General features: G+C 49.9%; 19 protein-coding genes and 1 other RNA gene. 19 read left to right on the top strand and 1 reads right to left on the bottom strand.

The genetic code is table 11. The features are described from left to right. Nucleotides 1–50 precede the first annotated feature (50 nt). Nucleotides 51–2,672: a bacteriohemerythrin gene (locus V5T57_RS07125; protein WP_332890488.1), complete on the bottom strand. Its 2,622-nt coding sequence runs from the start codon at nucleotides 2,670–2,672 to the stop codon at nucleotides 51–53. Nucleotides 2,673–3,021: 349 nt separating this feature from the next. Between V5T57_RS07125 and V5T57_RS07120 the strand changes: the two genes are divergently transcribed. The 19 genes from V5T57_RS07120 (at nucleotide 3,022) to V5T57_RS07030 (ending at nucleotide 24,083) form a co-directional block, all read left to right on the top strand. After that, a complete protein-coding gene (locus V5T57_RS07120) occupies nucleotides 3,022–3,213 on the top strand; it encodes a YgaP family membrane protein (RefSeq protein ID WP_332890487.1) in 192 nt (63 codons plus the stop codon). A gap of 46 nt (nucleotides 3,214–3,259) precedes the next feature. Next, nucleotides 3,260–4,294, top strand: coding sequence for a CobW family GTP-binding protein (locus V5T57_RS07115; protein ID WP_332890486.1), 1,035 nt, complete (start codon nucleotides 3,260–3,262; stop codon nucleotides 4,292–4,294). A 257-nt stretch (nucleotides 4,295–4,551) separates the two neighbouring features. Continuing rightward, nucleotides 4,552–4,649: signal recognition particle sRNA small type (gene ffs / locus V5T57_RS07110), an RNA gene on the top strand. 80 nt (nucleotides 4,650–4,729) lie between these two features. After that, nucleotides 4,730–6,460 carry a DNA polymerase III subunit gamma/tau gene (gene dnaX / locus V5T57_RS07105; protein ID WP_332890485.1) on the top strand — a complete coding sequence of 577 codons (1,731 nt, stop codon included), beginning with the start codon at nucleotides 4,730–4,732 and terminating at the stop codon, nucleotides 6,458–6,460. 170 nt (nucleotides 6,461–6,630) lie between these two features. Next, nucleotides 6,631–6,933, top strand: coding sequence for a YbaB/EbfC family nucleoid-associated protein (locus V5T57_RS07100; protein WP_332890484.1), 303 nt, complete (start codon nucleotides 6,631–6,633; stop codon nucleotides 6,931–6,933). Between the two features lie 5 nt (nucleotides 6,934–6,938). Continuing rightward, a complete protein-coding gene (gene recR / locus V5T57_RS07095) occupies nucleotides 6,939–7,541 on the top strand; it encodes a recombination mediator RecR (protein WP_332890483.1) in 603 nt (200 codons plus the stop codon). A 222-nt stretch (nucleotides 7,542–7,763) separates the two neighbouring features. Further along, a complete protein-coding gene (locus V5T57_RS07090) occupies nucleotides 7,764–9,797 on the top strand; it encodes a 2-oxoacid:acceptor oxidoreductase family protein (protein ID WP_332890482.1) in 2,034 nt (677 codons plus the stop codon). Between the two features lie 62 nt (nucleotides 9,798–9,859). After that, nucleotides 9,860–11,497, top strand: coding sequence for a thiamine pyrophosphate-dependent enzyme (locus tag V5T57_RS07085; RefSeq protein ID WP_332890481.1), 1,638 nt, complete (start codon nucleotides 9,860–9,862; stop codon nucleotides 11,495–11,497). A 179-nt stretch (nucleotides 11,498–11,676) separates the two neighbouring features. Further along, nucleotides 11,677–12,474: a hypothetical protein gene (locus V5T57_RS07080; protein WP_332890480.1), complete on the top strand. Its 798-nt coding sequence runs from the start codon at nucleotides 11,677–11,679 to the stop codon at nucleotides 12,472–12,474. A gap of 356 nt (nucleotides 12,475–12,830) precedes the next feature. Then, nucleotides 12,831–13,580 (top strand): 4Fe-4S dicluster domain-containing protein, encoded by a 750-nt coding sequence (locus tag V5T57_RS07075; protein ID WP_332890479.1) that lies wholly within the window; start codon nucleotides 12,831–12,833, stop codon nucleotides 13,578–13,580. A gap of 7 nt (nucleotides 13,581–13,587) precedes the next feature. Continuing rightward, entirely contained in the window at nucleotides 13,588–15,249 is a 1,662-nt protein-coding gene (locus V5T57_RS07070; RefSeq protein ID WP_332890478.1) for an FAD-binding protein, read from the top strand. Between the two features lie 179 nt (nucleotides 15,250–15,428). After that, nucleotides 15,429–16,595 carry an ADP-forming succinate--CoA ligase subunit beta gene (gene sucC / locus V5T57_RS07065; protein WP_332890477.1) on the top strand — a complete coding sequence of 389 codons (1,167 nt, stop codon included), beginning with the start codon at nucleotides 15,429–15,431 and terminating at the stop codon, nucleotides 16,593–16,595. A gap of 2 nt (nucleotides 16,596–16,597) precedes the next feature. Next, complete coding sequence (gene sucD / locus V5T57_RS07060; protein ID WP_332890476.1) at nucleotides 16,598–17,470, top strand: succinate--CoA ligase subunit alpha; 873 nt, start codon at nucleotides 16,598–16,600, stop codon at nucleotides 17,468–17,470. Nucleotides 17,471–17,534: 64 nt separating this feature from the next. After that, the gene (locus V5T57_RS07055) at nucleotides 17,535–19,253 is read left to right on the top strand and encodes a 2-oxoacid:acceptor oxidoreductase subunit alpha (protein ID WP_332890475.1); all 1,719 of its coding nucleotides are present in this window, start codon (nucleotides 17,535–17,537) and stop codon (nucleotides 19,251–19,253) included. Then, nucleotides 19,253–20,131, top strand: coding sequence for a 2-oxoacid:ferredoxin oxidoreductase subunit beta (locus tag V5T57_RS07050; protein ID WP_332890474.1), 879 nt, complete (start codon nucleotides 19,253–19,255; stop codon nucleotides 20,129–20,131). Before V5T57_RS07055 ends, V5T57_RS07050 begins: the two co-directional genes overlap by 1 nt. Before the next feature lie 18 nt (nucleotides 20,132–20,149). Next, nucleotides 20,150–20,788: a pentapeptide repeat-containing protein gene (locus tag V5T57_RS07045; protein ID WP_332890473.1), complete on the top strand. Its 639-nt coding sequence runs from the start codon at nucleotides 20,150–20,152 to the stop codon at nucleotides 20,786–20,788. A gap of 10 nt (nucleotides 20,789–20,798) precedes the next feature. Next, nucleotides 20,799–21,095 carry a succinate dehydrogenase assembly factor 2 gene (locus tag V5T57_RS07040; protein WP_332890472.1) on the top strand — a complete coding sequence of 99 codons (297 nt, stop codon included), beginning with the start codon at nucleotides 20,799–20,801 and terminating at the stop codon, nucleotides 21,093–21,095. A 43-nt stretch (nucleotides 21,096–21,138) separates the two neighbouring features. Beyond that, nucleotides 21,139–21,780: an adenylate kinase gene (locus V5T57_RS07035; RefSeq protein ID WP_332890471.1), complete on the top strand. Its 642-nt coding sequence runs from the start codon at nucleotides 21,139–21,141 to the stop codon at nucleotides 21,778–21,780. A 257-nt stretch (nucleotides 21,781–22,037) separates the two neighbouring features. After that, a complete protein-coding gene (locus V5T57_RS07030; RefSeq protein WP_332890470.1) occupies nucleotides 22,038–24,083 on the top strand; it encodes a sodium-translocating pyrophosphatase in 2,046 nt (681 codons plus the stop codon). Nucleotides 24,084–24,417: the final 334 nt, after the last annotated feature.

The raw sequence follows: 24,417 nt of genomic DNA, 5'->3' as shown, positions 1-24,417 counted from the left end.
TTGTTATCTATCAACTGCATTTGTTAAGCAGGGGAAGTCGAGTGCTCTGTTTAGGACTGAGGCTCTTCAGGTAGTTTAACATGGTCCGAAAATTTTTGATCTTCAGAATCAATGTGCCCCATAAGCCACTCTTTAAAGAAACTAAAGACCCGTTCACCATCTTGATAGTTGGTTGTTTCTAGCTTTTTTTGTAAAGCGTGGATCTCTTCAAGCATCTCTTTGTGTTGCGCCCTGTGGGTTTCCAGTTCAGGGAAGTTCATGCTCGCCAACATGGCTTCTTCAGAATAGAAATGGAAGTGTGTGTAGGCGATTAAGGCATCCAAGGTCGTACGTGCATTCACTTCATCCTGTTCCTGCATGGCATGAATAAAGCGCCCGGCCAGCTCTAGCAGCCGGTGGTGTTGGGCATCCAGATCCTTCAAACCCATAGAGGATGTATCACTGGGGTCAAAAACCAGCATGGAGTCCTTGCCCCCGCGGGTAATGTTCTGCATCTGCCTTTCAAACACCTCATAGAGCTTCCAGCGAACAATCGGAATATCTTCAAGGCGATCACCCGGAATACAATAGAGTTCAACCTCAGATTGGGTAACCATTTTAAAGACACTCTTGGCTTGGAATATCGCAACTTCTTCACCAAAAAAGCTGCCATTGCCAAGTTCCTCGATGAGTTCATCACCAAAATAGCGATTAACCCGACCATGACGTATTAAGAACAGGCAGGTGAGCTCATCATGTTTAAAAATATGACCCGCTCGATAGGTGTTGATCTGTAGATCTTGAGCAATGTGGTTACGTGTTGCGTGTGAAATACCATCATTAAACAGGGTGGTGCTATCCAAAAACTCCCTGAAATCTCTTAACCGCTCAATATCTTCCACCATGTTATGGCTGGAGATAAACTCTCTGTAGAGGGTTGTTGGAATGCGTAAAGCCTGTACAAAACTTGCAGCTCGGTAGGTTCGACTGGACGGAATTTGAGAAAAACCGGAACGCTCACCGATCAGGGTGCCTGCATAGACGTGACTGCGGTGCCCTGTATCTTGGGTTAGGGTCTCAACCGTACCCGTTAGAATAAGATAGAGATCTGTAGGAACTTGCCCCACCTTGAGCATAATGCTCTCAGGATTGAAAACCTTGATACGGCTGTTTAGCAGCATGCGAATCGCATGGGTTGGTGCTTTAGGCAGGTGAATGCTTAAGAACTCCCAAGCAAGCCGCAAAGTGTAGTCCTGATAGGTTGGAATAAGCGTATCGACGGTACCAAAGGGTGCACCACTACCAATTTGACGCTCTTTAGCATCCAAGGTGCGTGCGGTATGGCACAGCAGCATTTTAGAAGAGGTGTCTTCTTCAAAATCGATGGCATTACCGTGGATCATACCGCCGCCGATATCTATTTTTTTAAGATCCGCATGCCGTAAGTAGTCTGCTTTAACCCGTTCAGCAAACACGGGGCTTACCCCTACTGAGGTTTCATCCTCTGTTACCATACCATCGAGCACATCAAAAGAGATGGTATCGGCGTAATGAGAGAATGTCCGGTAGCCATCTTCCCACAGGGTTCTGAATACAAAGAGATTATTTTCAACTGGGTGGGGGGAGAATAGAGGCATAACCTCGAGCCCATCAATGCCGTTCCACTTGTCAAATTCGAGATCATGAATCTCAAAATAGTGGGCAAAGTTTGATTCATCAATGGAGAGTAACGCACACAATTTTTTGACCACCGAGTGGCGAACCAATGGGGTGGCAAAGTATTTAATGCGGCGGTCTGCGCGGATTAATGAGGCCAGCCCGGCAAAATGGTCATCATGAGAGTGGGTATGGAAGATGCCTTCAATCTCATTAAGGCCAATCCCTAAAGAGATCAGTGATCGTTCAATGTTGGGTCCTGCATCCACCAAATAGATACGCCCTTGATACATGAGGATGCTGCTCATGCAAGGTCGGTTGGGGTCCCAGCCATCACCATCACCACTATGTACAACCCCAAAATAGTCCCGCTTGATATGGTGCTGACCAAGAGGATAGGGCGGTTCATACTGTTCATGGGTTGAAAGGTTAAGGTCAACGGTAACCGACTCACCAGCAAAGGTGATCTCAAAGACATTGAGCGCTCTACGCCGGATCTTTACACCATTGCGTACTTCCACCGCTTCATCAGAGATGGTGCGGCTTTCAATAAAGGCATCGGTCTCTTTGATGGCTCCAAAGGCAAACTTCAACTTCATCCGCATCATTTCGCGAGCTTGCGCTTCTGTCAAACCTGCTTGGCATAGCTCTTCTTCATTAACCAAGCCATAGTTGCCCCGATAGATATAGCGTTTTTGCGCGTCAACCTGTTCTTTAGATCCGAGAATAAGGGGTTGGGCCCCTGTATTGCGCGGATGATTAGGTATGATCATGCCCTGTCGATAGAGCATTTGTAGAACTGGAAATTCGGCCATATTCGAAAACTGGCCGTTCTGTAGCATGATATCAGATAATAGAATGGTGTTTGGTCCTGACTCAAAGCGCACACCATTATCTTCCAAGGGTACAATAAGCCCTCGACGCATAAGGTGTTTTACGCTGTCCGCAGGGCATCCACACAGGATATAAAGCTCCGCTTCAGGGATCTCTACCCATGTAATGCCCGTGGCCACATCGACCTTTTTAATGCGGTTCATCTGCGCCTCCCGCAGGAAGTGATATAGAAAAATCTCAGTTTGCCTTAACTCAATAATGAAAACAAGAATTTATAATGCCGCATTTCAATAACCGTATAAAATTGTTTGTTCATACATTATCTTTATGAATATTTGTCTGTTTTTGTGATAAATCTAGATTCGTGAATATATGCCTGATTTGTGCGTTTAGAGCAGTGAAAATAAAAGCTGTTCAGCTGTTATCAAAGGTATCGTACACACGTGTCGTGTTGTTTTTTTGATTACCTGTCGTGACATTTATGGCATGTTCGGTTTTCGTGCCCATTTTTTTTAAATCGGAGGAGTGGTTTTCTGACCACTTGAAAGTGATATGACAATTACAAGAATGATTCCCATTGTAGCCGGGTTTATGGTGTTGCTTAGTGTTTTATTAACCCATTACATCCACGCTAACTGGGTTGTCTTGACCATATTTGTGGGTATTAACCTCTTCCAAAGCGGTATTACCGGGTTCTGCCCTTTAGCCACTGTGCTTAAAAAACTGGGTATGCCCGAACAGTGATCGATCGTTAGAGCATTCCATAACCTCATTAAGAGTAATGTGCTGTATGTTAACCCCTGTTAATATTATCACCGGCTATTTGGGTGTTGGTAAGAGTACCGCAATCCGACATCTTTTAACGCAAAGCCCACAAGGGGCGCGCTGGGCTGTTCTGGTGAATGAGTTTGGTGATGTACCGATTGATGGTGGTGCGCTTCAAGGTGGGGGGCTTGCGGTTAAAGAACTGGCAGGTGGATGTATTTGCTGCACCTTGGGTTCGGATATGGAAGCTGCCTTAGGTGAGCTTTTGGAACAGGTTAAACCTGATCGAATACTTATTGAGCCCACAGGCTTGGGGCATCCTGGTGGTGTTATCGAGGCTATTACCGAGGGTAAATATAAAGACAAGCTCTCTCTAAAGACGGTGTTATGTCTGGTCGATGCCGCCATGTTGGCTGATCCACAAATCACCCAGCGAAAAACCTTTATTGATCAAGTGGCGATCTCTGATGTGCTGTTAGCAGCCAAAGGGGATCGGTTAGATGATACGGCCTATCACGGCTTTAAACAGTGGGCCGCAGATCTGTTTCCACCCAAAGAGGTGGTTGGTAAGGTTGAACATGGGGCGTTAAGTCCAGAGTGGTTGGATTTACACATTGAAAACCGTCTGGATAATTACCTGCTGCAGCAGGTAGGGCACACATCTCACCATCATGCGCATCATCATCATAAAACCTCCAAACCCAGCGAACCTCAATTAGATCAACCCGTGTTTTTTGAAAATAAAGGCTTTGACCATATTGGGGGTGGTTGGATCTTCCATGTGGAAGAGCGTTTTCATGAATATAAATTGATGGAGTTGTTTGAAGGTAAGTTGCCTGGTTTAGATCAGGTTGTTCGTCTTAAGGGGCTTTTTAGGGTGGGGCCCGGACGGCGTATTCTTATTGACCGTGTGGGGCAAGCGTTAACAGTGAACGATTCCATCGCGTATTGGCGGGACAGTCGCATTGAGGTGATTTTATCCGATCAGCATAGTCAACCTCAGTGGTTGGAATTGGAAGAGGCCATGATGGGCAGCCGTTGGAAGAAAAAGCGTGCTTAGCTTGTTTGTATAAGCTTTTCTGGTGTAATAGCTTGAGATGTGGGATCCTAGTGTTGGAAGCTATGTTGTGCTTTTTTACGATGATACTTTGACAGCAACATGGATATGGGCTAAAAGTTTATTCTCTTTCGAAATTATCTTCGTTTCTGCGACGCCCCTGTTGGGAAGTCGGCGCAGAGGACGAAATCCTGTTTGAACGGTTTTTTGTCTGCGATATGGGCGGATTAAGACCGGCCCCTTTTATGGGCGGCGCTGATGGTCAGGCCATGCGCAACGAAAACCCGCGAACTCCGCCAGGTCCGGAAGGAAGCAACGGTAACGGGACCTTTTGTGTGCCGCATTTCGTTTGATCGGAGCCGCCCTCCCTGATCTGCCCAGTTATAGAATCTGTTGTTCTATGACTGGGCGTATCGTTTTCCCTACCTATTGGGTGTCATGTCTTCCTACGTTGTACTGGCACGTAAGTGGCGGCCTCGCCGTTTTGAAGATCTGATTGGTCAAGAGCACGCGGTCCAGGCGCTCCGTCATGCACTGGAGCAGGGCCGTATTCCCCATGCTTTTCTCTTTACCGGTATTCGTGGCATCGGTAAGACCACACTCTCCCGTCTTGTCTCCATGTGTCTTAACTGCACCAGTGGTGTCACGGCCGAACCTTGCGGTTCCTGTGATAGCTGCCTTGCCATTGTTCGTGGTGAGCACCCTGATGTGTTTGAGGTGGATGCGGCATCCCGTACTAAAGTCGATCAAATGCGGGAGTTGCTCGATGGTGTGGCCTATGCCCCGACCCTGAGCCGCTATAAGATCTATATTCTCGACGAAGTTCATATGCTCAGTACCTCCTCTTTTAACGCTTTGCTCAAAACGTTGGAAGAACCCCCTGAACATGTGAAGTTTATCTTCGCAACCACCGAAGTGCGTAAAATTCTCCCCACCATTCTGAGTCGCTGTCAGCGCTATGATCTGCGCCGTCTTGATCGCGAGGCTCTTTCCCGCTATTTGGCGCATGTTCTCGATGCTGAAGAAATTACCCATGACCAGCAGGGACTCTCTGCCATTAGTCATGCGGCCGATGGTTCTGTGCGGGATGCGCTATCTTTACTGGATCAGGCCATTGCCCATGGTGGGGGAAGTATTGAGCATGCCCATGTGAGCAGTTTGTTGGGGTTGACCGATCGCCAGGCCGTGGTTGGTCTGTTTACAGATTTATGTGGTGGCCGCTCTCTAGAGATGTTAGAGCGGGCTGCGCTGTTTCATCGGGATGGGGTTGAGCCTTTGGTTCTGGTCGATGATCTGTTGGCCGTGACCCATATGGCGACCCGTGAGATGACGGTTGGTCCTGAGGATGTGGCCCAAGCCCTTTCTGAGCTTGAAGGTTTATCCTCTATTTGGCCAAAGCTCAGTCGTGAACATTTACAGATGATTTATCAGGTTCTTCTGCGAGGGCGGGAAGATCTACACATTGCCCGTGAACCACGGCAAGCTTTGGAGATGCTCCTATTGCGGGCCGCCCACTTGCGTGCCGTCCCCCCTTTAAAGCAGTTGGTTGAATCTCTGCAGCGGCAAGCAGGTCCTGAAGTAGCTGCTCAAGAGGAGTCGCCACCTGTAAAAAAGCCTAAAGCCCAGGGGGAAGGGCAGAAAAAAATAACCCCTGTGGTACAAGAAGCACCCCCAGTCATCCATTCTGCCGAGCCTGAGCCGGATTTACCACCAGCCCCTCCCATGACAGAGGAGCCTGCTGGTCAGGTCTCAGAGCCGTTACCCAGCCAGTTAAACAGTTGGGAGTTACTGATTGAAGCGGCACGTATAAAAATGCCCCTGCTGGCTCAAAAAATGGAAAGTCACCTGAGCATACTTAGCTATGAAGGTGGCCTAGGGGCAGACGATCCACCTCGTATGGAGGTAATGATTGCTCACGCTTTTGCTGGGGAGCCAAGTCGGGTCCATAAGAGCTTAATGGATCTGCTGGGAAGTCTGAATTTTTCCAATGGTGTGGTGAAATTCAGCAAAAGTGCAGATGGTGATCGGCCGGATACAGAGGCTGAAAAACAGAAAAAAGCCAAGGATGCTTATCAAAATGCCTTGGAAAATGAGGTGGCACAAGATCCGTTAATTCAAGAGGTTGAGCGGGTCTTTGATGCTAAAATTATCCATGTCGAACCGGTTTGACTTGACATTTTTGCGGTGCAAAAGTAACAATCTCTCTCAATCCGGGAACGATTTCCATTGGCTGTGCTCCAACCTCCTGCTTAATGCATCTGTCACAGATGGGTTAACGCAAGTAAGTGGTAGACAGCCCAACCAGCGTAAAGGGTGATTCCGTGAAGGGTTTCGGAAACATGGGAAACATGATGAAGCAGGCCAAGCAGATGCAAGCCAAAATGGCGCAGATGCAAGAAGAGCTTGCTCTACTGACAGTAACCGGACAAGCCGGTGGCGGTATGGTTGAAGTGACCATCAATGGCAAGCAAACGGTTGAAGGGGTGAAAATTGACCCTAAAGCGGTTGACCCAGAGGATATGGAGATGCTGGAAGATCTGATGGTCGCTGCTTTTAACGATGCCCAAGCTCGTATGGCTCAGATCACTCAGGAGAAGATGTCCAAAGTAACGGGCGGAATGAATATTCCTGGGCTGTTTTAATCGAGATGAGTACCGGTCTACCCACCCTGGAGCGGGCTATTGAGTTGTTCGCTCGTTTGCCAGGGGTTGGGCGTAAAAGTGCTCAGCGCATGGTTTATCATCTCCTGAAAGATCAGGGGCAAGAGGCCAAGCGACTGGGGGAGGGGCTGATTGAGCTCAGCCAGCGGATTGGGTTCTGCAGCGTTTGTCATAACTTGGCGGAAGATGAGTTATGCAGTATCTGTATGGATCACAAACGAGATGTGAGCCTAATCTGTGTGGTTGAAGAGCCGGTCGATGTGCTGGCCATGGAGCGTGCAGGTGCATACAAGGGGCTTTATCATGTCTTGGGTGGTCGCTTAAGCCCAATGGATGGTGTTGGTCCAGATGCACTTAACCTGGAAAGTCTCGAGAAGCGACTGGGTGGAGATGATCTCAAAGAGATGATCATTGCGACCAACCCAACCGTCTCAGGTGAGGCCACCGCGCACTATATTGCTCAGATCGCACAAGCACATGCAGTGCAGATCAGTCGCCTAGCCTATGGTATGCCCATGGGGGGAGAGCTGGAATATCTAGATGAATCCACACTTTTTCAGGCCCTTCAGGGGCGTAGAGGTGTGGTTTAAAGGCTTGTTTAAACAAGCTATATGTAGGGAGGGGTGCGTCTTCACTCATTTCGTAGAAAGATATCATGCTTTTTCGAAATGAATTGGCTACAATGCACACCTTCAAAGATTAAGACGCCGAAATGCTATTAGAGACAGTGTATGTCCGCAAAGCGATCGGCTGATATGAGGGGGGATGCGCAGTTTGCGCTAACCCAAAGCAGACAACGGAGAGTTCTTGGTATGGCTACCTTGAAAGCAGATGACCAACAGGCGTTTCCCTATCCGGGTATCCCCGGCACAGGTGATGGTTCCGATGCCATTGCTTATGTGGAAACTCGCGCCACAGACGGTGCAGCCGCTTACCCCATCACTTCATCCACCATCATGGGACAGAATTTCCAGGTGGCAGTGGCTAACGGCTTTAAAAACGTTTGGGGCAATGATTTAGCCTGGATGGAGCTGGAGTCTGAACACTCCTCCGCTTCTGCTTGCGAAGGCTATGCCTTGGCCGGTGGTCGTGTGACCAACTTTACCTCAGGTCAGGGTCTGGTCCTGATGAAAGAGGTTCTGTTCACCATCGCTGGTAAGCGTTTGCCCCACGTATTGAACGTAGCGGCTCGTGCGCTGACCCACCAGGGTCTGAACGTGCACGCCGGTCATGATGATGTTATGGCTGTAGCAGACTGTAACTGGGGTATTTTGTTTGCCCACAGTGTACAGGCTTCTGCTGACCTGTGCCTGATTGCCCGTCGCGCTTCAGAAGATTCGTTCACACCGATGATGAACGTTCAGGACGGCTTCCTGATTTCTCATACCATTGAGAACCTCAACTATCCTGAGGATGACCTGATTCGCGAATACCTGGGTAATCCCCGTGATCGTATGCGCAATCTGTTTGATCCTGAGGCACCTCTGCAGACCGGTGTTGTGCAGAACCAGGATGCCTATATGCAGGGTAAGATTGCTGCCCGTAAGTACTACGATGAGCTGGAAGGCCACATCGAAAACGCCATGGAAGAGTTCTATAAGCTCACCGGGCGTAAGTACAGCCTCATTGAAGAAGTAAGTATGGAAGATGCGGATTATGCCGTTATCGCCATGGGTACCACCGCTGAAACCGCCATGTCTGTTATCGAACTGGCCCGTTCCCGCGGTCTGAAGCTGGGTGTGGTTAACATCACCTGCTATCGTCCTTTCCCAGCCAAGCAGGTTGTACGTGCCATCAAGAACTGTAAGGCCGTCTCCATTCTTGAGCGTTGTGACGTCCCCACTATGGTTGACAACCCTCTGACCACCGATATCGAGGCTTCACTGGCCAAAGCGGTTATGGGTATCGAGGGCTTTGATGCTGTAGAGAACATTCCTTACGTCTTCAGTGGTACCGCTGGTCTGGGTTCCCGTGACGTAACTCCTGGTCACATCCTGGCGGTGTTGACCAATATGACTCTGGGTAAAGAGGGCAAGCGCTTCTTCTCCCTGGGTATTGAGCATGAAACCGCTCTGGATCCTGAGGACGAGCCCGATGTACGTCCCGAAGGTTCCTTCTCGGTTCGTGCACACTCTGTCGGTGGTTTCGGTTCGGTCACCACCAACAAGGTTATCGCAACAATGTTGGGTGACATCTTCGGCTTTCGTGTACAGGCTGCGCCTAAGTACGGTTCCGAGAAAAAGGGTCTACCCACCAATACTTATCTGACCGTAACGCCTACCGGTAAGATCCTCAGCCACTGTGAGCTGCGTCAGGTGGACTTTGTGCCTCTGATGGATCCCACCACGTGGTTCATGGGCAACCCTCTGGTTGGTCTGTCTGATGGTGGTATTGTCTTCCAGCACACCGATGAGCCCAATGCTCAGGCGCTGTGGGATTCTCTACCTTCCTACGCTAAGTACTTCATGAAAGAGCATAAGGTGAAGTTCTACGGTGTGGATACCATCGACATCGCCCGTGAGTCTTGCCTCTCTGACTCTTCCTTGATTCAGCGCTTCCAGGGTGTGGTTCTGTTGGGTGTCTTCCTGCGGGTGACTCCTTTCCAGAAGAATGCTGGTATGGATGACAAGGCACTGTTTGAGCAGGTGCGTAAGCCTCTGGATAAGTACTTCGGTAAGCGTGGTCAGAAGGTTGTAGACGATAACCTGGATGCCGTGAAGCGTGGCTTTGATCGTGTCATGGAAGTGACCGATGAAATTATGGACGCCACCTCCGCAGAAGAACTGGCCAAGGGCAAGGAAGAGTGGGATGCCAAAGGTAAAGACGTTAACGCGTTCTTCATCTAAGGCTACGATCCCTTTTCCGAAGCAAGTGAACATTGACGCCGAAGTGGCGTCTGGAGGATATAATGAGTCAAGCTAAGATCTATACCGAGAATACCCCTCAGTGGTACGATATCGATCGTGCCAAAGAGATTGTAAACGCTTATGGTACTGGTAAAGGTTCCAGCCAGCCAGCGGATGCTTTTGTGGGTCAATCTGCTGTCCCTGCGGCGACTGGTTCCTTCCGTGACTTCTCTTACATTGCACCAGATCTGCCCGAGTTTATTGCAGATAACTGTGTTGCCTGTATGGAGTGTGTACAGAACTGTCCAGACTCTTCTATCTGGGGTCGAGTCATGACACCAGAGACCTTGGAAGCTGAACTGGCCAAGGCTGAAGATGATGCCACCCGTGACCTGCTGAAGGCACAGATGGTTCAGACCACCAAGTTCTGGAAAACCTACGAGAAGAAAAAAGCCAAAGATGCCAGTGCCCCTGGTGGTGCTGAGTTTGGTATCTTCATCGATCCTACCAAGTGTAAGGGTTGTGGTGAGTGTGTGATTGCCTGTGGCGAGCACGATGCTCTGAAGATGATCAAAAAGACCAAAGATAACCTGCCTAACTACTTCGCGATGTGGGACTTCTTCAAGACCACCCCTGATACGCCGAAGGAGTACATCAATCCTAAGCTGAAGATTGACATCATGCTTAAGGATGAAGCCAACCAGTATGTGGGTGGCGCAGGTTCCTGCATGGGTTGTGGTGAAGCTTCGGTTATCCGTCAGCTGCTGGCGATGACCCATGAGAAGGTGGGCCATAAGTATGGCATCACCGCGGCGACCGGTTGTCAAACTGTGTACGGTTCTACCTACCCCTACAACCCCTACCGTGTGCCTTGGATGAACTCTTTGTTCGAAAACGCACCGACTGTGGCGATGGGGATCCGTGAGCATTGGAACCGCACCGGTAAGGAAGACCACGTACTGTGGGCCTTCGGTGGTGACGGCGCCATGTTGGACATCGGCTTCCAGGCTCTGTCCCGTATGTTGACCTCTGGTATGAACATCAAGGCACTGGTTCTGGATACTCAGGTCTACTCCAACACTGGTGGTCAAGCCTCGACGGCAACTTACATTGGTCAGGAAGCTAAGATGTCTGTCCACGGTAAGGCCATTCCTGGTAAGATGGAGCGTCGTAAGGAGATCGGTCAGATCGCCATGATGCACCCCAACGTCTATGTGGCCCAGACTGTTGGTCCTATGACGACACACTTCTATAAGTGTGTAGAGCGTGCGCTTGAGTATGATGGTCCTGCACTGATCAACGTCTACACCACCTGTCAGCCTGAGCACCAGGTAGCTGACGATCTCTCCTACACCCAAGCGTTGCTGGCTGTAGAGTCCCGTGCATTCCCCATCTTCTCTTACGACCCTGAGGCCGGTGAGACCATGGCGGAGCGTATGTCACTGCAAGGTAACCCTTCAGTGAAGCGTGACTGGCACCACAAAAAGACCAAAGAGGGCGAAGAGAAGGTAGACTTCATCTCCTTTGCGAAGACTGAAGGTCGTTTCCAGAAGCATTTTGACAAAGATGGAAAAGCCTCTGATGTTCTGCATATCTCTATGCAGGAGCGTCTGGAGAACTGGCGTCAGCTGCAGGATCTAGCCGGTGTGAACAATGCCGACTGGGAAGCTGAGCGTGCGGCCAAAAAGGCTAAAAAATAATCGCAGATAGCGGTTGAAAAAAGGGGGTGGGTAAGCGGAACTTTTGTTGTGCTTTTCCACTCCCAATGATTAAAAAGCACCACATGCTTGTGGTGCTTTTTTTTCACAAAAGAAAGAAGACCGCGTGTGTCCTGATTTGGATCAACTAAATCGTATATGCGTGTATGAGGAGAAGGAAGATGACCGAAGTCTACAAAGCGGTTTTAAGAGATAATATTACGCGCCCCAGAATGCTTTCTGCCAAGCATGCTGCAGACATTGGTACCCTGGAAGGAGTGGATGATCCGCTGGATCTGTTATTGCCTGAGCGGTTGGATAATATGGAGTTGTGGGAGCAAGAATATGCGCTTTCTCCTCTGTTTACCCCAACACTTGAAGATCGCAAGCATAGCGAGAGTGGGTTGGAGCCTGCCGGTGTAGATCAAGCCGCTTGGCTGCAGTTGATCAAGGACCTCACTGAAGAGAAGCCACTGTGTCAGGTCTCTTTTGGGGATCGCGTTGTGGATATGACGGTTCCTGAGGATGCTATTGAGCGTCATGTTAAGCTGCTTTATCCCTGTAACCAGGTAGATGCAGAGATTAAAGCTCAGTTGGAAAACCTTTCAAGTGATGGGAATGATACCCTAGAGGTGTTGGCCCTGTTGCGTATGCCCCATTGGCAGGGGCAGGAGCAAGTTGACCTGCTCAAGGAGTTGTTGTCGTTATTTGTGGCTAAGCGTAGTTACAGCTTAGACAAAATGCGCTTTCTTGATGAGTTTGTGCGTACCCACAAACCTGCTCATAAAGAGGAGTTGGCTCAAAAGCTGACGAATCTTGAAGAGTCCTATCGCAATGAGCAAGAGCGCCCTATTTTCAATCAGCGCCTAGAGCAGGTTCAAACGGATAACATTCGTTCCAAGCTGTGTGGTAACGAAGTGAAAAGTTTTCGCCTCGCTCAGACAGAATCTATTTTGAAAGATCTTGAGACTGCGAGCTGATCTTTCGTAGAGAGGATTGGTTCGGTTCGAAATTGTAAAATTTTGTACTGATGCGTTACAAAAAAGAGCCCCGAAAAGGTCCTAGAAGCGACCTTTTCGGGGTTTTTGTTTCTAAATAATCTTGCGAAATAGGGGGGATCATGGCATCCTCCCCCGCAACTGTAGATATAACAATGCTTGGATGCTGATGTGGTACATGTTCTGTCTGAAGGGGGGCAGGCATCAGGGTATCACCCCTTGGTCGTTGAATAATGGGGGGTGGCTCTAGGCTGACTCCCTTTTTTGTGTGGGTCGTCCTTTTCAAACGCTCTGTCTGCATGTCTGTTTGGGCAGTTTGATGGATAAACGGAAACGGAATGATGATGACACCTGGAAATGATCAGTGGATCACCATTCACTATGATGGTGAGCCTTATAAGGTACCATCGGGCCGGACCATGGTTTCCGCTCTGGAGACGGCAGGTGTTCGTTTTGTTCGTAGTATCGGTTGCCGCGGTGGTGTATGTGGTGCCTGTACAGCCTTTTACCGTACTCCTGAAGATGCCCAACTAAAAAGCGCCCTGATGTGTCAGGAAGAGGTGGTCGATGGCATGTCGATTATGCCCATGCCCTTTTTCCCTCAAAATCAGATGTCCTATGATCTGGAACTGCCAAAAGGGATGACGCCTCAACGTCAGGTTATGCAGCTCTACCCAGAGGTCGGTGGCTGTATTATGTGCCAGGAGTGTACCCGTATATGCCCCGTCGGTATCGATGTGATGGGCTATGTTGGTATGATTAAAAGGGGTGACTTTAAGGCGGCGGCCGAAGCCTCTTTTACCTGTGTGCAGTGCCAAGCATGTGCCGCACGCTGCCCGGCGCGTATTTCACAACCTAATGCAGCATTAGCGGCTAGGCGCTTCTATGGTGCCCATATGGTGAATCGCGCTGAGCACCTGCAAAAAGCACGGGAAAAAGTCAATACTGAAGATATGAAGCGTGGTTTCCGTCGGTTGAAGCGGATGGATGCAGAGGAGCTTAAAAACCTCTATCAGAGGCGGGAAAGTGAACCCGCTCAATCTGCCCCCGGAACCTGGCTTCCTGAAGATACTACCCTGTTGGGATAGGTTAAAGATGTCAGAACGTGCACTTAATCATCTGCCCGAGGAGCTTCGGGAGTCTGCTTTAGAGGTTGCCCGAACCCGTGAGGATCGCATTCGGAGGATCCAACGTGGTGAGAGTTTTCCTCAGCTTTCATTGACAGACCGCAAGGCTTGGCTTGAGGATTTTCATCCAGATTATCGTGCCGATGGTAAGCGCGCACTTAAGGTGGGTGTCAATAAAGATGAAGGTGTTCCTGTTGAGCTGGCAAATTTATTAGAAGCTTGGCCACGGGCATCAGTGCGTGATCTGGTTGAAAATGGTCGTATCCCTGAAGCGGATTTTGAGACCGATGTGTTGATTATCGGTGCAGGTGGGGCAGGGGTGACGGCGGCCATTGAAGCTGCCAAAAGTGGTCTTGACGTTCTGATCACGACAAAATTGCGCGCTGGTGACTCCAATACCATTATGGCTGAAGGTGGTATCCAAGGTGCGGATCAGGAGTGTGACTCTCCCTTGCAACACTACCTGGATGTTCTAGGTGGAGGGCACTTTAGCAACGATCCCGATTTGGCAGAAGCACTTTGTCATGATGGTCCTGATGCCCTCTCTTGGCTTGAAGAGTTGGGGATGTTATTTGATAAATATCCCACAGGCCGAATGAAAGTACGCCATGGCGGTGGTACCTCCAGAAAACGTCTGCACTCCTCGGGTGATATGACGGGCCTGGAAATGATGCGGGTTTTGTGGGATCAGTGCCGCAACTTGCGCAATGTCAATGTCATGGAGTTTTGCCCCATTGTAGAGTTGCTTACCGATGATGATGGTCGGGTGGTTGGCGCGGTGATGGAGCGCCTGAACCATGGTAACGAAATGAAGGTGGTTAAAGCTAAATCTGTCATTTTGGCCACGGGTGGGTTAGGGCGGCTGCATTTGCAGAGTTTCCCTACGTCAAACCACTATGGCGCCACCGCAGATGGTCTGGTTTTAACCTACCGAGCAGGTTTGCCATTCCGTGATTTGCAGCATAACCAATACCATCCATCAGGCATCGCTTTTCCTGAGCAAAAAGCGGGTCTGTTGATTACGGAAAAATTCCGTGGATTAGGGGCTCAGTTGGTCAACCGGTTTGGCGATGAGTTTGTCTACTCGCTGGAACCTCGGGATGTGACAACAGCCGCTATTATTCGCGAATGTAGTGAGTTCAGTCATGGTGCAACGACACCAAGTGGTAATGTTGGTGTCTGGTTGGATATTCCTATGATTGATGATCTGCATGGGAAAGGTACCATTGAAAAAGAGTTTCCAGGCCGGTATAGCGAATTTTACCGCCATGGAATTGATTTGACCAAAGTCCCTGTTTTGGTCTATCCCACCCTTCACTATCAAAACGGTGGTGTACGTATACGGGTGGATGGTGCGACCGGCTTACCTGGTTTGTATGCTGCGGGTGAAGTGAGTGGCGGCGTACATGGAAAAAACCGTTTGATGGGTAATGCGCTGCTTGAGCTGATCGTCTTTGGCCTTCGAGCTGGACGGGCCGCCGCTGAATTTGCCAGCCAAACTGGATCTGGTGGTCAGGCAGGTCTCTCGCACATTGAGTCGTATTTGGATGATTTGAAGGCCGCAGATGTCGAAGAAACCCGTACAGCGCCTATGCTTTTACCAAGGTATGGTAAGGCTTTGGCCATTTAATTGGGTTATGATTCATAAAATTACTTGCGGTCATTCATAAGGATATGCTTATTTAGTTGGTGTGTTATCCAACAAAGTCGTACACTACCTGCTTTCACGCCATGTCGGATGGTGGGGTGCGGCGGAGGTATGCCATCTTTCGATGTGGGTTCCAAGTTCTGTAACAGGCAGGAGACGCCATGAATATTCATGAGTACCAAGCCAAAGAGATCATCGCCAAGTTCGGCGTCAACGTCCCTCGGGGTCGGGTAGCGTATACCCCCCAAGAGGCGGAGATGGCAGCTAAAGAACTCGACAGTGATGTCTTCGTGGTTAAAGCCCAGATCCACGCCGGTGGACGTGGTAAAGCGGGCGGCGTAAAGGTGGTAAAAAGCACCGAAGCCGTACGTGAAGAGGCCGACCGCATGCTTGGCTTGACACTGGTTACCCACCAGACAGGTCCAGAAGGTAAAGAAGTAAAGCGCCTCTACGTGGAAGAGGGGTGCGATATTGCCCGGGAACTGTATCTGGGCATCGTTATTGACCGAGCAACCAGCCGTGTGACCTTTATGGCCTCTGTTGAAGGGGGCATGGAGATCGAAGAGGTGGCTGAGAAGACACCTGAAAAGATTTTGCGTGAGATCGTCGATCCAGCCGTTGGTTTGGTCGCTTTCCAAGCACGTAACCTTGCCTTTGGCTTAGGGCTTGAGGGCAAGCAGGTGAACAAGGCTGTTAAATTCATGATGGGCCTGTATAGCGCCTTCATGGAAACCGACGCCTCATTGATGGAAATCAATCCACTGGTGGTTACTGGTTCCGGTGATGTGTTGGCCTTGGATTGTAAAATGAACTTTGACTCCAATGCCCTTTATCGTCAAAAGGCGATTGAAGAGCTGCGGGACTTCGATGAAGAAGATCCCAAGGAGATTGAAGCGTCTAAGCATGAACTGAATTACATTACCTTGGATGGTAACATCGGTTGCATGGTTAATGGTGCTGGCTTGGCCATGGCTACGATGGATATCATCAAGATCAAGGGTGGCGCACCGGCCAACTTCCTGGATGTTGGGGGTGGTGCTACCACAGAACGCGTGACTGAAGCGTTCAAGCTTATTCTCTCTGATGAGAGCGTGAAAGCCGTACTGGTTAACATCTTTGGTGGCATCATGCGTTGTGATGTCATTGCCAATGGTGTGGTAGAGGCTGCCAAGCAGGTGAACTTGAGTGTTCCCTTGATTGTTCGCCTTGAGGGTACCAATGTGGAGAAGGGTAAGGAAATCCTATCCAACTCCGGTCTGCCTATCATTTCTGCCGATAACCTGGACGACGCCGCGACCAAAGCGGTTGCCTCGCTGAAGGAGGGTTGAGCATGAGTATTTTCATTGATAAAAATACCAAGGTGATCTGTCAGGGTTTTACTGGTGCCAATGGTACCTTCCACTCTGAGCAAGCCATTGCTTATGGTACGCAAATGGTTGGTGGTGTAACCCCAGGTAAAGGTGGGACCACTCACTTGGGTCTACCCGTATTCAATACGGTTGCAGAAGCTGTTGAAGCTACTGGTGCCAATGCAACCGTCATCTATGTCCCACCTCCGTTTGCAGCGGACGCCATTATGGAAGCCGCTGCTGCCGATCTGGATATGGCCATTTGCATCACTGAAGGCATTCCTGTGCTGGACATGATGAAGGTGAAGCGCTACCTGGAAGGTCGTAAGACCCGTCTGGTTGGGCCAAACTGCCCAGGTGTGATCACGCCTGATGAGTGCAAAATTGGCATCATGCCTGGTCACATTCATAAAAAAGGTTCCGTGGGTGTGGTTTCACGCTCTGGTACCCTGACTTATGAAGCGGTTGCTCAAACAACAGCCATTGGCTTGGGCCAGAGCAGCTGTGTCGGTATTGGTGGTGACCCCATCAACGGCACCAACTTCATCGACTGTCTCGAGAAGTTCAATGAAGATGATGAGACCGAAGTGGTAGTCATGATCGGTGAGATCGGTGGTACCGCTGAGGAAGAAGCCGCTGAGTGGATTAAGGCTAATATGAAAAAACCGGTGGTCGGCTTTATTGCTGGCTCTACCGCGCCTCCCGGCAAGCGTATGGGCCATGCCGGGGCTATTATCTCAGGTGGTAAAGGTACCGCCGCTGAGAAGTTTGCCGCGCTCGAAGCAGCCGGCGTGTTTATCGCCCAATCTCCGTCTGCAATCGGAGAAACGGTGAAAAAAGCCTTGGGACAGTAACGTCCCAGACTTAAATGGGGCTGCCCAAGAGGGCAGCCCCTGAAACAACCCAAGGGGAGTTTCCATGGAGAAGAAAGATTTGGTCATTCGCATTGCCGGTGAAGGGGGTGAAGGTGTTGTTTCCTCCGGTGATTTCATCTCGGCCGCTTGTGCGCGGGCCGGTTTGGAGGTTTATACCTTTAAAACCTTCCCAGCGGAGATCAAGGGCGGGTACTGCTTGTACCAGGTCCGTATGAGTGATGAGAGACTCTACAATCAAGGTGATACCTTTGATGTGTTCTGTGCCTTCAATGGTGAGGCATATGAACAGAACAAGGATCTGATCAAGCCTGGTACTGCATTTATCTATGACTATCCAGGTGGTGATTTCGAGCCTGATGAAATCCCTGAGGGTGTGCATGCATACCCAATCCCCATGTCCAAGACAGCGAAGGAAATGAAATCCTACCGCTCAAAGAACATGGTGGCTTTGGGGGCCCTGTCCCAGCTGTTCAATATCAATGAAGATACCTTGATTGAGGTTCTCAGCGATAAGTTCCGCAGCAAAGGGGAAGATGTTCTGCGTCTGAACCTGGAAGCCTTTGAAAAAGGTAAAGAGCTGGCTAAAGAACAGACCAAGAGTGATCCTTACCGGGTAGCTGATGCCCAAGAGCCTAAAGATGTCATCATCATGGCTGGTAACGACGCCGTTGGTCTGGGTGCCATTTTGGGTGGTCTGGAGTTCTTCTCCGCTTACCCCATTACCCCTGCAACCGAGGTCGCCAAGTATGTGGCAACCCACCTGCCCAAATGTGGCGGTGACTTGGTTCAGGCAGAAGATGAAATCGCCTCTTTGGCTCAAGTGTTGGGTGGTTCTTACGCTGGTAAGAAATCCATGACCGCCACTTCTGGTCCTGGTTTGGCGTTGATGTCCGAACTGCTGGGTATGGCCCACATGTCTGAGACCCCATGTCTGGTGGTTGACGTACAGCGTGGTGGTCCTTCAACTGGTCTGCCTACCAAGCATGAGCAGTCCGATCTGTTCTTGGCGATTCATGGTGGTCATGGTGACTCCCCACGTATCGTGCTGTCGGTTGAAGATGTGAAGGATTGCATCGACATGACCGTGGATGCACTGAACCTGGCTGAGCAGTATCAGGCGCCCGTGATTCTGTTGTCCGATGGCTCTTTGGCCTTCTCTACGCAGACCATTCCTCGCCCCAAGCCCGAAGACTATACGCTGGTAACGCGTAAGACCTGGGACGGCGAAGGTACCTATAAGCGTTATGAGTTGACTGAAGATAACATCTCCCCCATGGCGGCTCCTGGCACCCCTAATGCCAAGCACATTGCTACGGGTCTGGAGCACAGCGAAACCGGTGCCCCTGCTTATGGTCCTGAGAACCATGAGCGTATGCATCGTAAGCGTTTTGACAAGCAGAATGCCGTTGTTAAAACGTATAAGAATATGGAAATCGAAGGTGTTGAGGGTGAAGCCGATATCGGTATCATCACCTGGGGTTCCACCATCGGTGTTGTACGTGAAGCGATGCAGCGTCTGACCGCACAAGGTCTGAAAGTAAAGGCGATGTATCCTAAGCTGATGTGGCCTATGCCCGTAGCAGACTATGAAGCCTTTGGTGACAGCTGTAAGAAAGTCATTGTGCCTGAGGTTAACTTCCAGGGTCAGCTTTCCCACTTTATCCGTGCGGAAACATCCATCAAGCCCATTCCCTACACCATGTGTGGTGGTTTGCCGTTCACCCCTGAAATGATTGTGAACCGGGTCAAGGAGGAAATCTAATGACTGTTGAAGCTTTCCACAAGCTTGAGAACATGAAGCCCAAGGACTATAAGTCTGAGGTTCCTACTACTTGGTGCCCCGGTTGTGGACACTTTGGTATTCTCAATGGTACCTACCGTGCGATGGCTGAGTTGGGTATTGATCCCACCCAGTTTGTTGCAATCTCCGGTATTGGTTGCTCATCACGGATGCCTTACTTTGTAGACAGCTACAAAATGCACACCCTGCATGGCCGTGCGGGTGCTGTTGCAACAGGAACTCAGGTCGCACGTCCTGACCTGTGCGTTGTTGTGGCTGGTGGTGATGGTGATGGTTTCTCCATCGGTGGTGGTCATATGCCCCACATGGCGCGTAAAAACGTCAACATGACCTACATTCTTATGGATAACGGCATCTATGGTCTGACCAAGGGACAGTACTCCCCCACATCACGTCCGCAGATGACGGCTTACACCACCCCTTATGGTGGTCCTGAGCAGCCCATGAACCCTATGCTTTACATGCTGACCTATGGTGCAACTTATGTTGCCCAGGCCTTTGCAGGTAAGCCTAAGGATTGTGCCGCAATGATCAAAGGTGCCATGGAGCATGAAGGGTTCTCGTATGTGAACATCTTCTCTCAGTGCCCCACCTTTAATAAGATCGATACGGTGGACTACTACCGTGATCTGGTTCAGCCTATCCCTGAGGATCATGATCCTTCCGATCTGGGTGCGGCTATGGAGTTGGCGCGTCAGCCTGAAGGTAAAGCACCGACAGGTCTGCTATTCCAGAAGAAAGCACCTACTCTGGATCAAAACTTGGCCAAAATCCGTGAGCGTGTCGGTGGTCATGAGGGCTATGATAAGAACCAGATCATTGCCCTTTCTAAGCCGTAACGTTTAAGGGGAAACACCGTGAAAACCCGTTTCGAAAGCCGTGAGGCGCTTATCGCCGAGCATGGCACAGATGGAACGTTGGTGGACTCGGATCTTAGTTTCCTCGACCTAAGTGGACTGGACCTGGCGGGGCTTGATCTCGCCGGGTCCACTCTCTCAGGGGCCATTCTTCATGGCACTGACCTCTCCCGTTGCAACCTTTCCAATATCTATGTTCAAGAGAGCGACTTTACCGGGGTCAATTTCGAGGGGGCCAAGCTTCAGCTTGCCTTCTTCCAGCGGGTCAAGATGAGTGGTGCCAACTTTAAGGACACCCATCTGACCCACGCCCGTCTCTATCTCAGTGATATTAGTGGTTCTGATTTTAGTGGATCCGATATTGCTGAAGGAGATCTGCAGGGTAGTGATTTTAGCCGATGCATCTTTGCCAACGTTAAACTTATTAACGTGATTATGCGCGATGCATTGGTAACAGACGCAAAATTTGAAAGCTGTGACATGCGTGGGGTTGATTTACGTAAAGTCAACCTGCATGATGCTACCTACACAGATATTCAATCTGAAGGTGCCATCTTTTACGGAAAGTCCCCTTGGGATAGTCAACTTTCCGATGAAAAGAATCTCAAGGAGAAATTGGTAACCTTCGATGGAGAGTAGGTGAGATTCCATGCAGGGTGATGCATCCAAGAATGATCAGCTTGAAGTTTTGAAACGGCGCGTGGCCTTTGAGGTCACGCGCCGTTCTATGTTTGAGGCTGAACTTCTTTTCCAACGTTTTTTAGATGCCGAATTAAATAAACTTGATGAAACTCTATGCGAAGCGTTTTTGAATCTGTTAGTGTATCCCGATGCAGATTTGTTGGATTGGATGGCAGGGATCAAAGAACCACCTGCTGAGGTGGATCGAGACCTGTTGGAGAGGGTAAACCGCCATTGGCCGAGCAAACGTGGTGCATCGTCCTAGGGGTGCGGTTTTTTTCGAAGTTTTTTGAGCGGAGATACCTTATATGAAGGTTGTACTGATGGGCCCCCCAGGGGCTGGTAAAGGCACACAGGCGCGTAAGATTTCCGAAAAATATGGCATCCCTCAACTCTCGACTGGCGATATGCTGCGTGCTGCAGTCGCTGCGGGGAGTGAGGTCGGGCTGAAAGCCAAAGCAGCCATGGAAAGTGGTTCTTTGGTAACCGATGAGATCGTACTCGGTATCATCAAAGACCGTACTGCAGAAGCCGACTGTGACAAAGGCTATCTATTGGACGGTTTCCCTCGGACCGTTGCCCAGGCTGAAGGTCTGGATGCAATGCTCTCAACACGTACTCAGAACCTCGACTTTGTGATCGATATTAAGGTCGAAGATGAGCCCCTGGTCAATCGTATTACAGGCCGTAGTACCTGTGGTGATTGTGGTGAGGGGTATCACGATGAGTTCAAACCACCTGCTAAAGCTGATGTGTGTGATAAGTGCTCAGGTACGTTGAAGCGTCGTGCCGATGACAATGCGGAAACAGTTCGCAATCGTCTGAGTGTTTACCATGAGCAAACTGCGCCGCTTATTGATTATTATGGCGCCAAAGGTTTGGTCAAAGGTGTTGATGGTATGCAGGATATGGCGAAGGTTCTGGATGACCTTTGCGCGATTCTTGGTTAAGTCAATAAAGTAGGCTCACCTGATCATGGATGGGCCTCTTTTTTGGGTGGTGTTGTCCGATAACCACTTTGCAGGTTGAGGATTCACGGCTTTCTGGGTTAGCCGTGGTGAAGTCTGCCACTATCAGCATGTAAAGCTGATCCAGCCAGTTGTTACTGGTTAGGTAACGAGCAGATGAGTTGGTTGCAATCAATCATACTGGCAGCGTGTCCATTTGCCAGAAAACGATCTTGTTCAGTACTTGGAGGAGGAAATAGATGGGTAATTTTAGTTCAATGGCCTTGGTTCTTTCGATTGTGGCCGGGGCGGCTGCAATCTACTGGGCTTGGCAGAAGCGGGCTTGGATTTTGGGCCTTTCTGCTGGTAACGAAAAAATGCAGGAAATCGCGGGTGCTATTGAAGAAGGTGCACAAGCGTATATGCGACGCCAGTATGAGACCATTGCCTATGTGGGCTTGGCGCTGTTTGCCGGTATTGCTGTAACCTTGGATTGGATGACTGCCATTGGTTTTGCCATTGGTGCGATCCTCTCTGGCTTAGCCGGTTTCTTTGGTATGAGCATCTCTGTTAAAGCCAACGTACGTACCGCTGAGGAAGCCCGTAAGGGACTGGATCAAGCGTTGCAGGTGGCTTTTAAGGGTGGTGCCATCACCGGTATGTTGGTTGTAGGTCTTGGTCTGCTGGGTGTGTCCCTATTTGTGGCATACCTGCTGAAGAGTGCCGACCCAACAACTACGATGTCTGCAGCACTGAAGCCTCTGATGGGTCTGGCTTTTGGTGGTTCCTTGATCTCCATCTTTGCCCGTCTTGGTGGTGGTATCTTCACCAAAGGTGCTGATGTTGGCGCAGACTTGGTTGGTAAAGTTGAAGCGGGTATCCCAGAAGATGATCCCCGTAACCCTGCCGTGATTGCAGATAACGTGGGTGACAACGTGGGTGACTGCGCCGGTATGGCCGCAGACTTGTTTGAAACCTACGCGGTGACCGTGGTTGCAACCATTCTGCTGGGTGCGTTGTTGATGCCAGCGTTTGGTAACGTGGTTATCTATCCGCTGATGTTGGGCGCGGCCTCTATTATTGGTTCCATTGTCGGTGTGGGGTTTGTTCGCTCCAAGCCTGGCATGACCAACGTAATGCCTGCACTGTACAAAGGTTTGGGCGTTGCTGCTGCGATCTCTGCGGTTCTGTTCCTGCCTATTACGGCTTGGTTGATGGAAGGTAACCCCTTAGGTCTCTCCATTACTAGCCTCTACCTTGCTGCTCTGATCGGGATCTTCCTGACCGGTGCTATGGTTGTGATCACTGAGTATTACACCAGTACTGAATGGTCCCCAGTACGTACCATTGCCAATGCTTCTGAAACAGGCCATGCGACCAACATCATCGCTGGTTTGGGTATCTCTATGAAGTCTACCGCAGCGCCTGTTCTTGCTGTGTGTGCTTCCATCTATGCTGCCTATGCTCTGTCTGGTCTGTACGGTATTGCTGTTGCAGCTACGGCCATGCTTTCCATGACCGGTATCATCGTTGCGTTGGATGCTTATGGTCCGATCACCGATAATGCAGGTGGTATTGCTGAGATGGCTGAGATGCCTGAAGAAGTTCGTGCCATTACCGATCCTCTGGATGCTGTTGGTAATACCACGAAGGCCGTAACCAAAGGTTATGCCATTGGTTCTGCTGGTCTGGCTGCTTTGGTTCTGTTTGCAGACTACACCCATGAGCTTTCACATTATGTGGAAGATATGAGCTTTGATCTTTCCAACCATATGGTGATCATTGGTCTGTTCATTGGTGGTTTGTTGCCTTACCTCTTTGCTGCCATGGGTATGGAAGCCGTGGGCCGTGCAGCCGGTAGTGTTGTGCTGGAGGTTCGTCGTCAGTTCCGTGAGATCCCTGGTATCATGGAAGGTACAGCCAAGCCTGACTACTCCCGTGCGGTGGATCTGTTGACCAAATCAGCCATTAAAGAGATGGTTATTCCTTCTCTGCTGCCTGTTTTGGCTCCCATCGTCGTTGGCCTGTTGCTTGGTCCTCAAGCCCTGGGTGGCGTACTCATGGGTACCATCATCACCGGTATCTTTGTTGCTATTTCCATGACCACAGGTGGTGGTGCATGGGATAACGCTAAAAAGTACATTGAAGATGGTAACTGTGGTGGTAAGAACTCTGAAGCACACAAAGCTTCTGTCACTGGTGACACCGTAGGCGACCCCTACAAAGACACTGCTGGCCCAGCTGTAAACCCAATGATCAAAATTGCTAATATCGTGGCACTGATGATCGTTGGTATGATTGCCTAATACAGGCTTTCAGTTGAAATGGAGAGGGCCACCCAACCGGGTGGCCCTTTTTTTTGTTCTAAAACTTAGCTAAATCTATAAGTATTGGGTGAGCGCAGGCGATCTGATCTTTGGCGCGCTTAGGGAGCTTGTGCCCTTTAAGTAGGGTTAAAAAAAGAATCCTTTTTTCCTTTAAGACATGAAAATAGGGGGACTCCCCGGAGGTTAAAACGACCCTGGAAGTGTCGACACCATGCTTCACTAAGATTGATGCATTCTTAGGGTAGCGCACGAATCGGTGTTCGCGCGGTTATTCATCTTGAAAGCAGAGTTCTGATTAATGCTTAGACAGGTA

It is taken from the genome of Magnetococcus sp. PR-3, from assembly GCF_036689865.1.
Lineage (GTDB): Bacteria > Pseudomonadota > Magnetococcia > Magnetococcales > Magnetococcaceae > Magnetococcus.
This window is presented reverse-complemented; position numbering and strand designations above follow the sequence as displayed.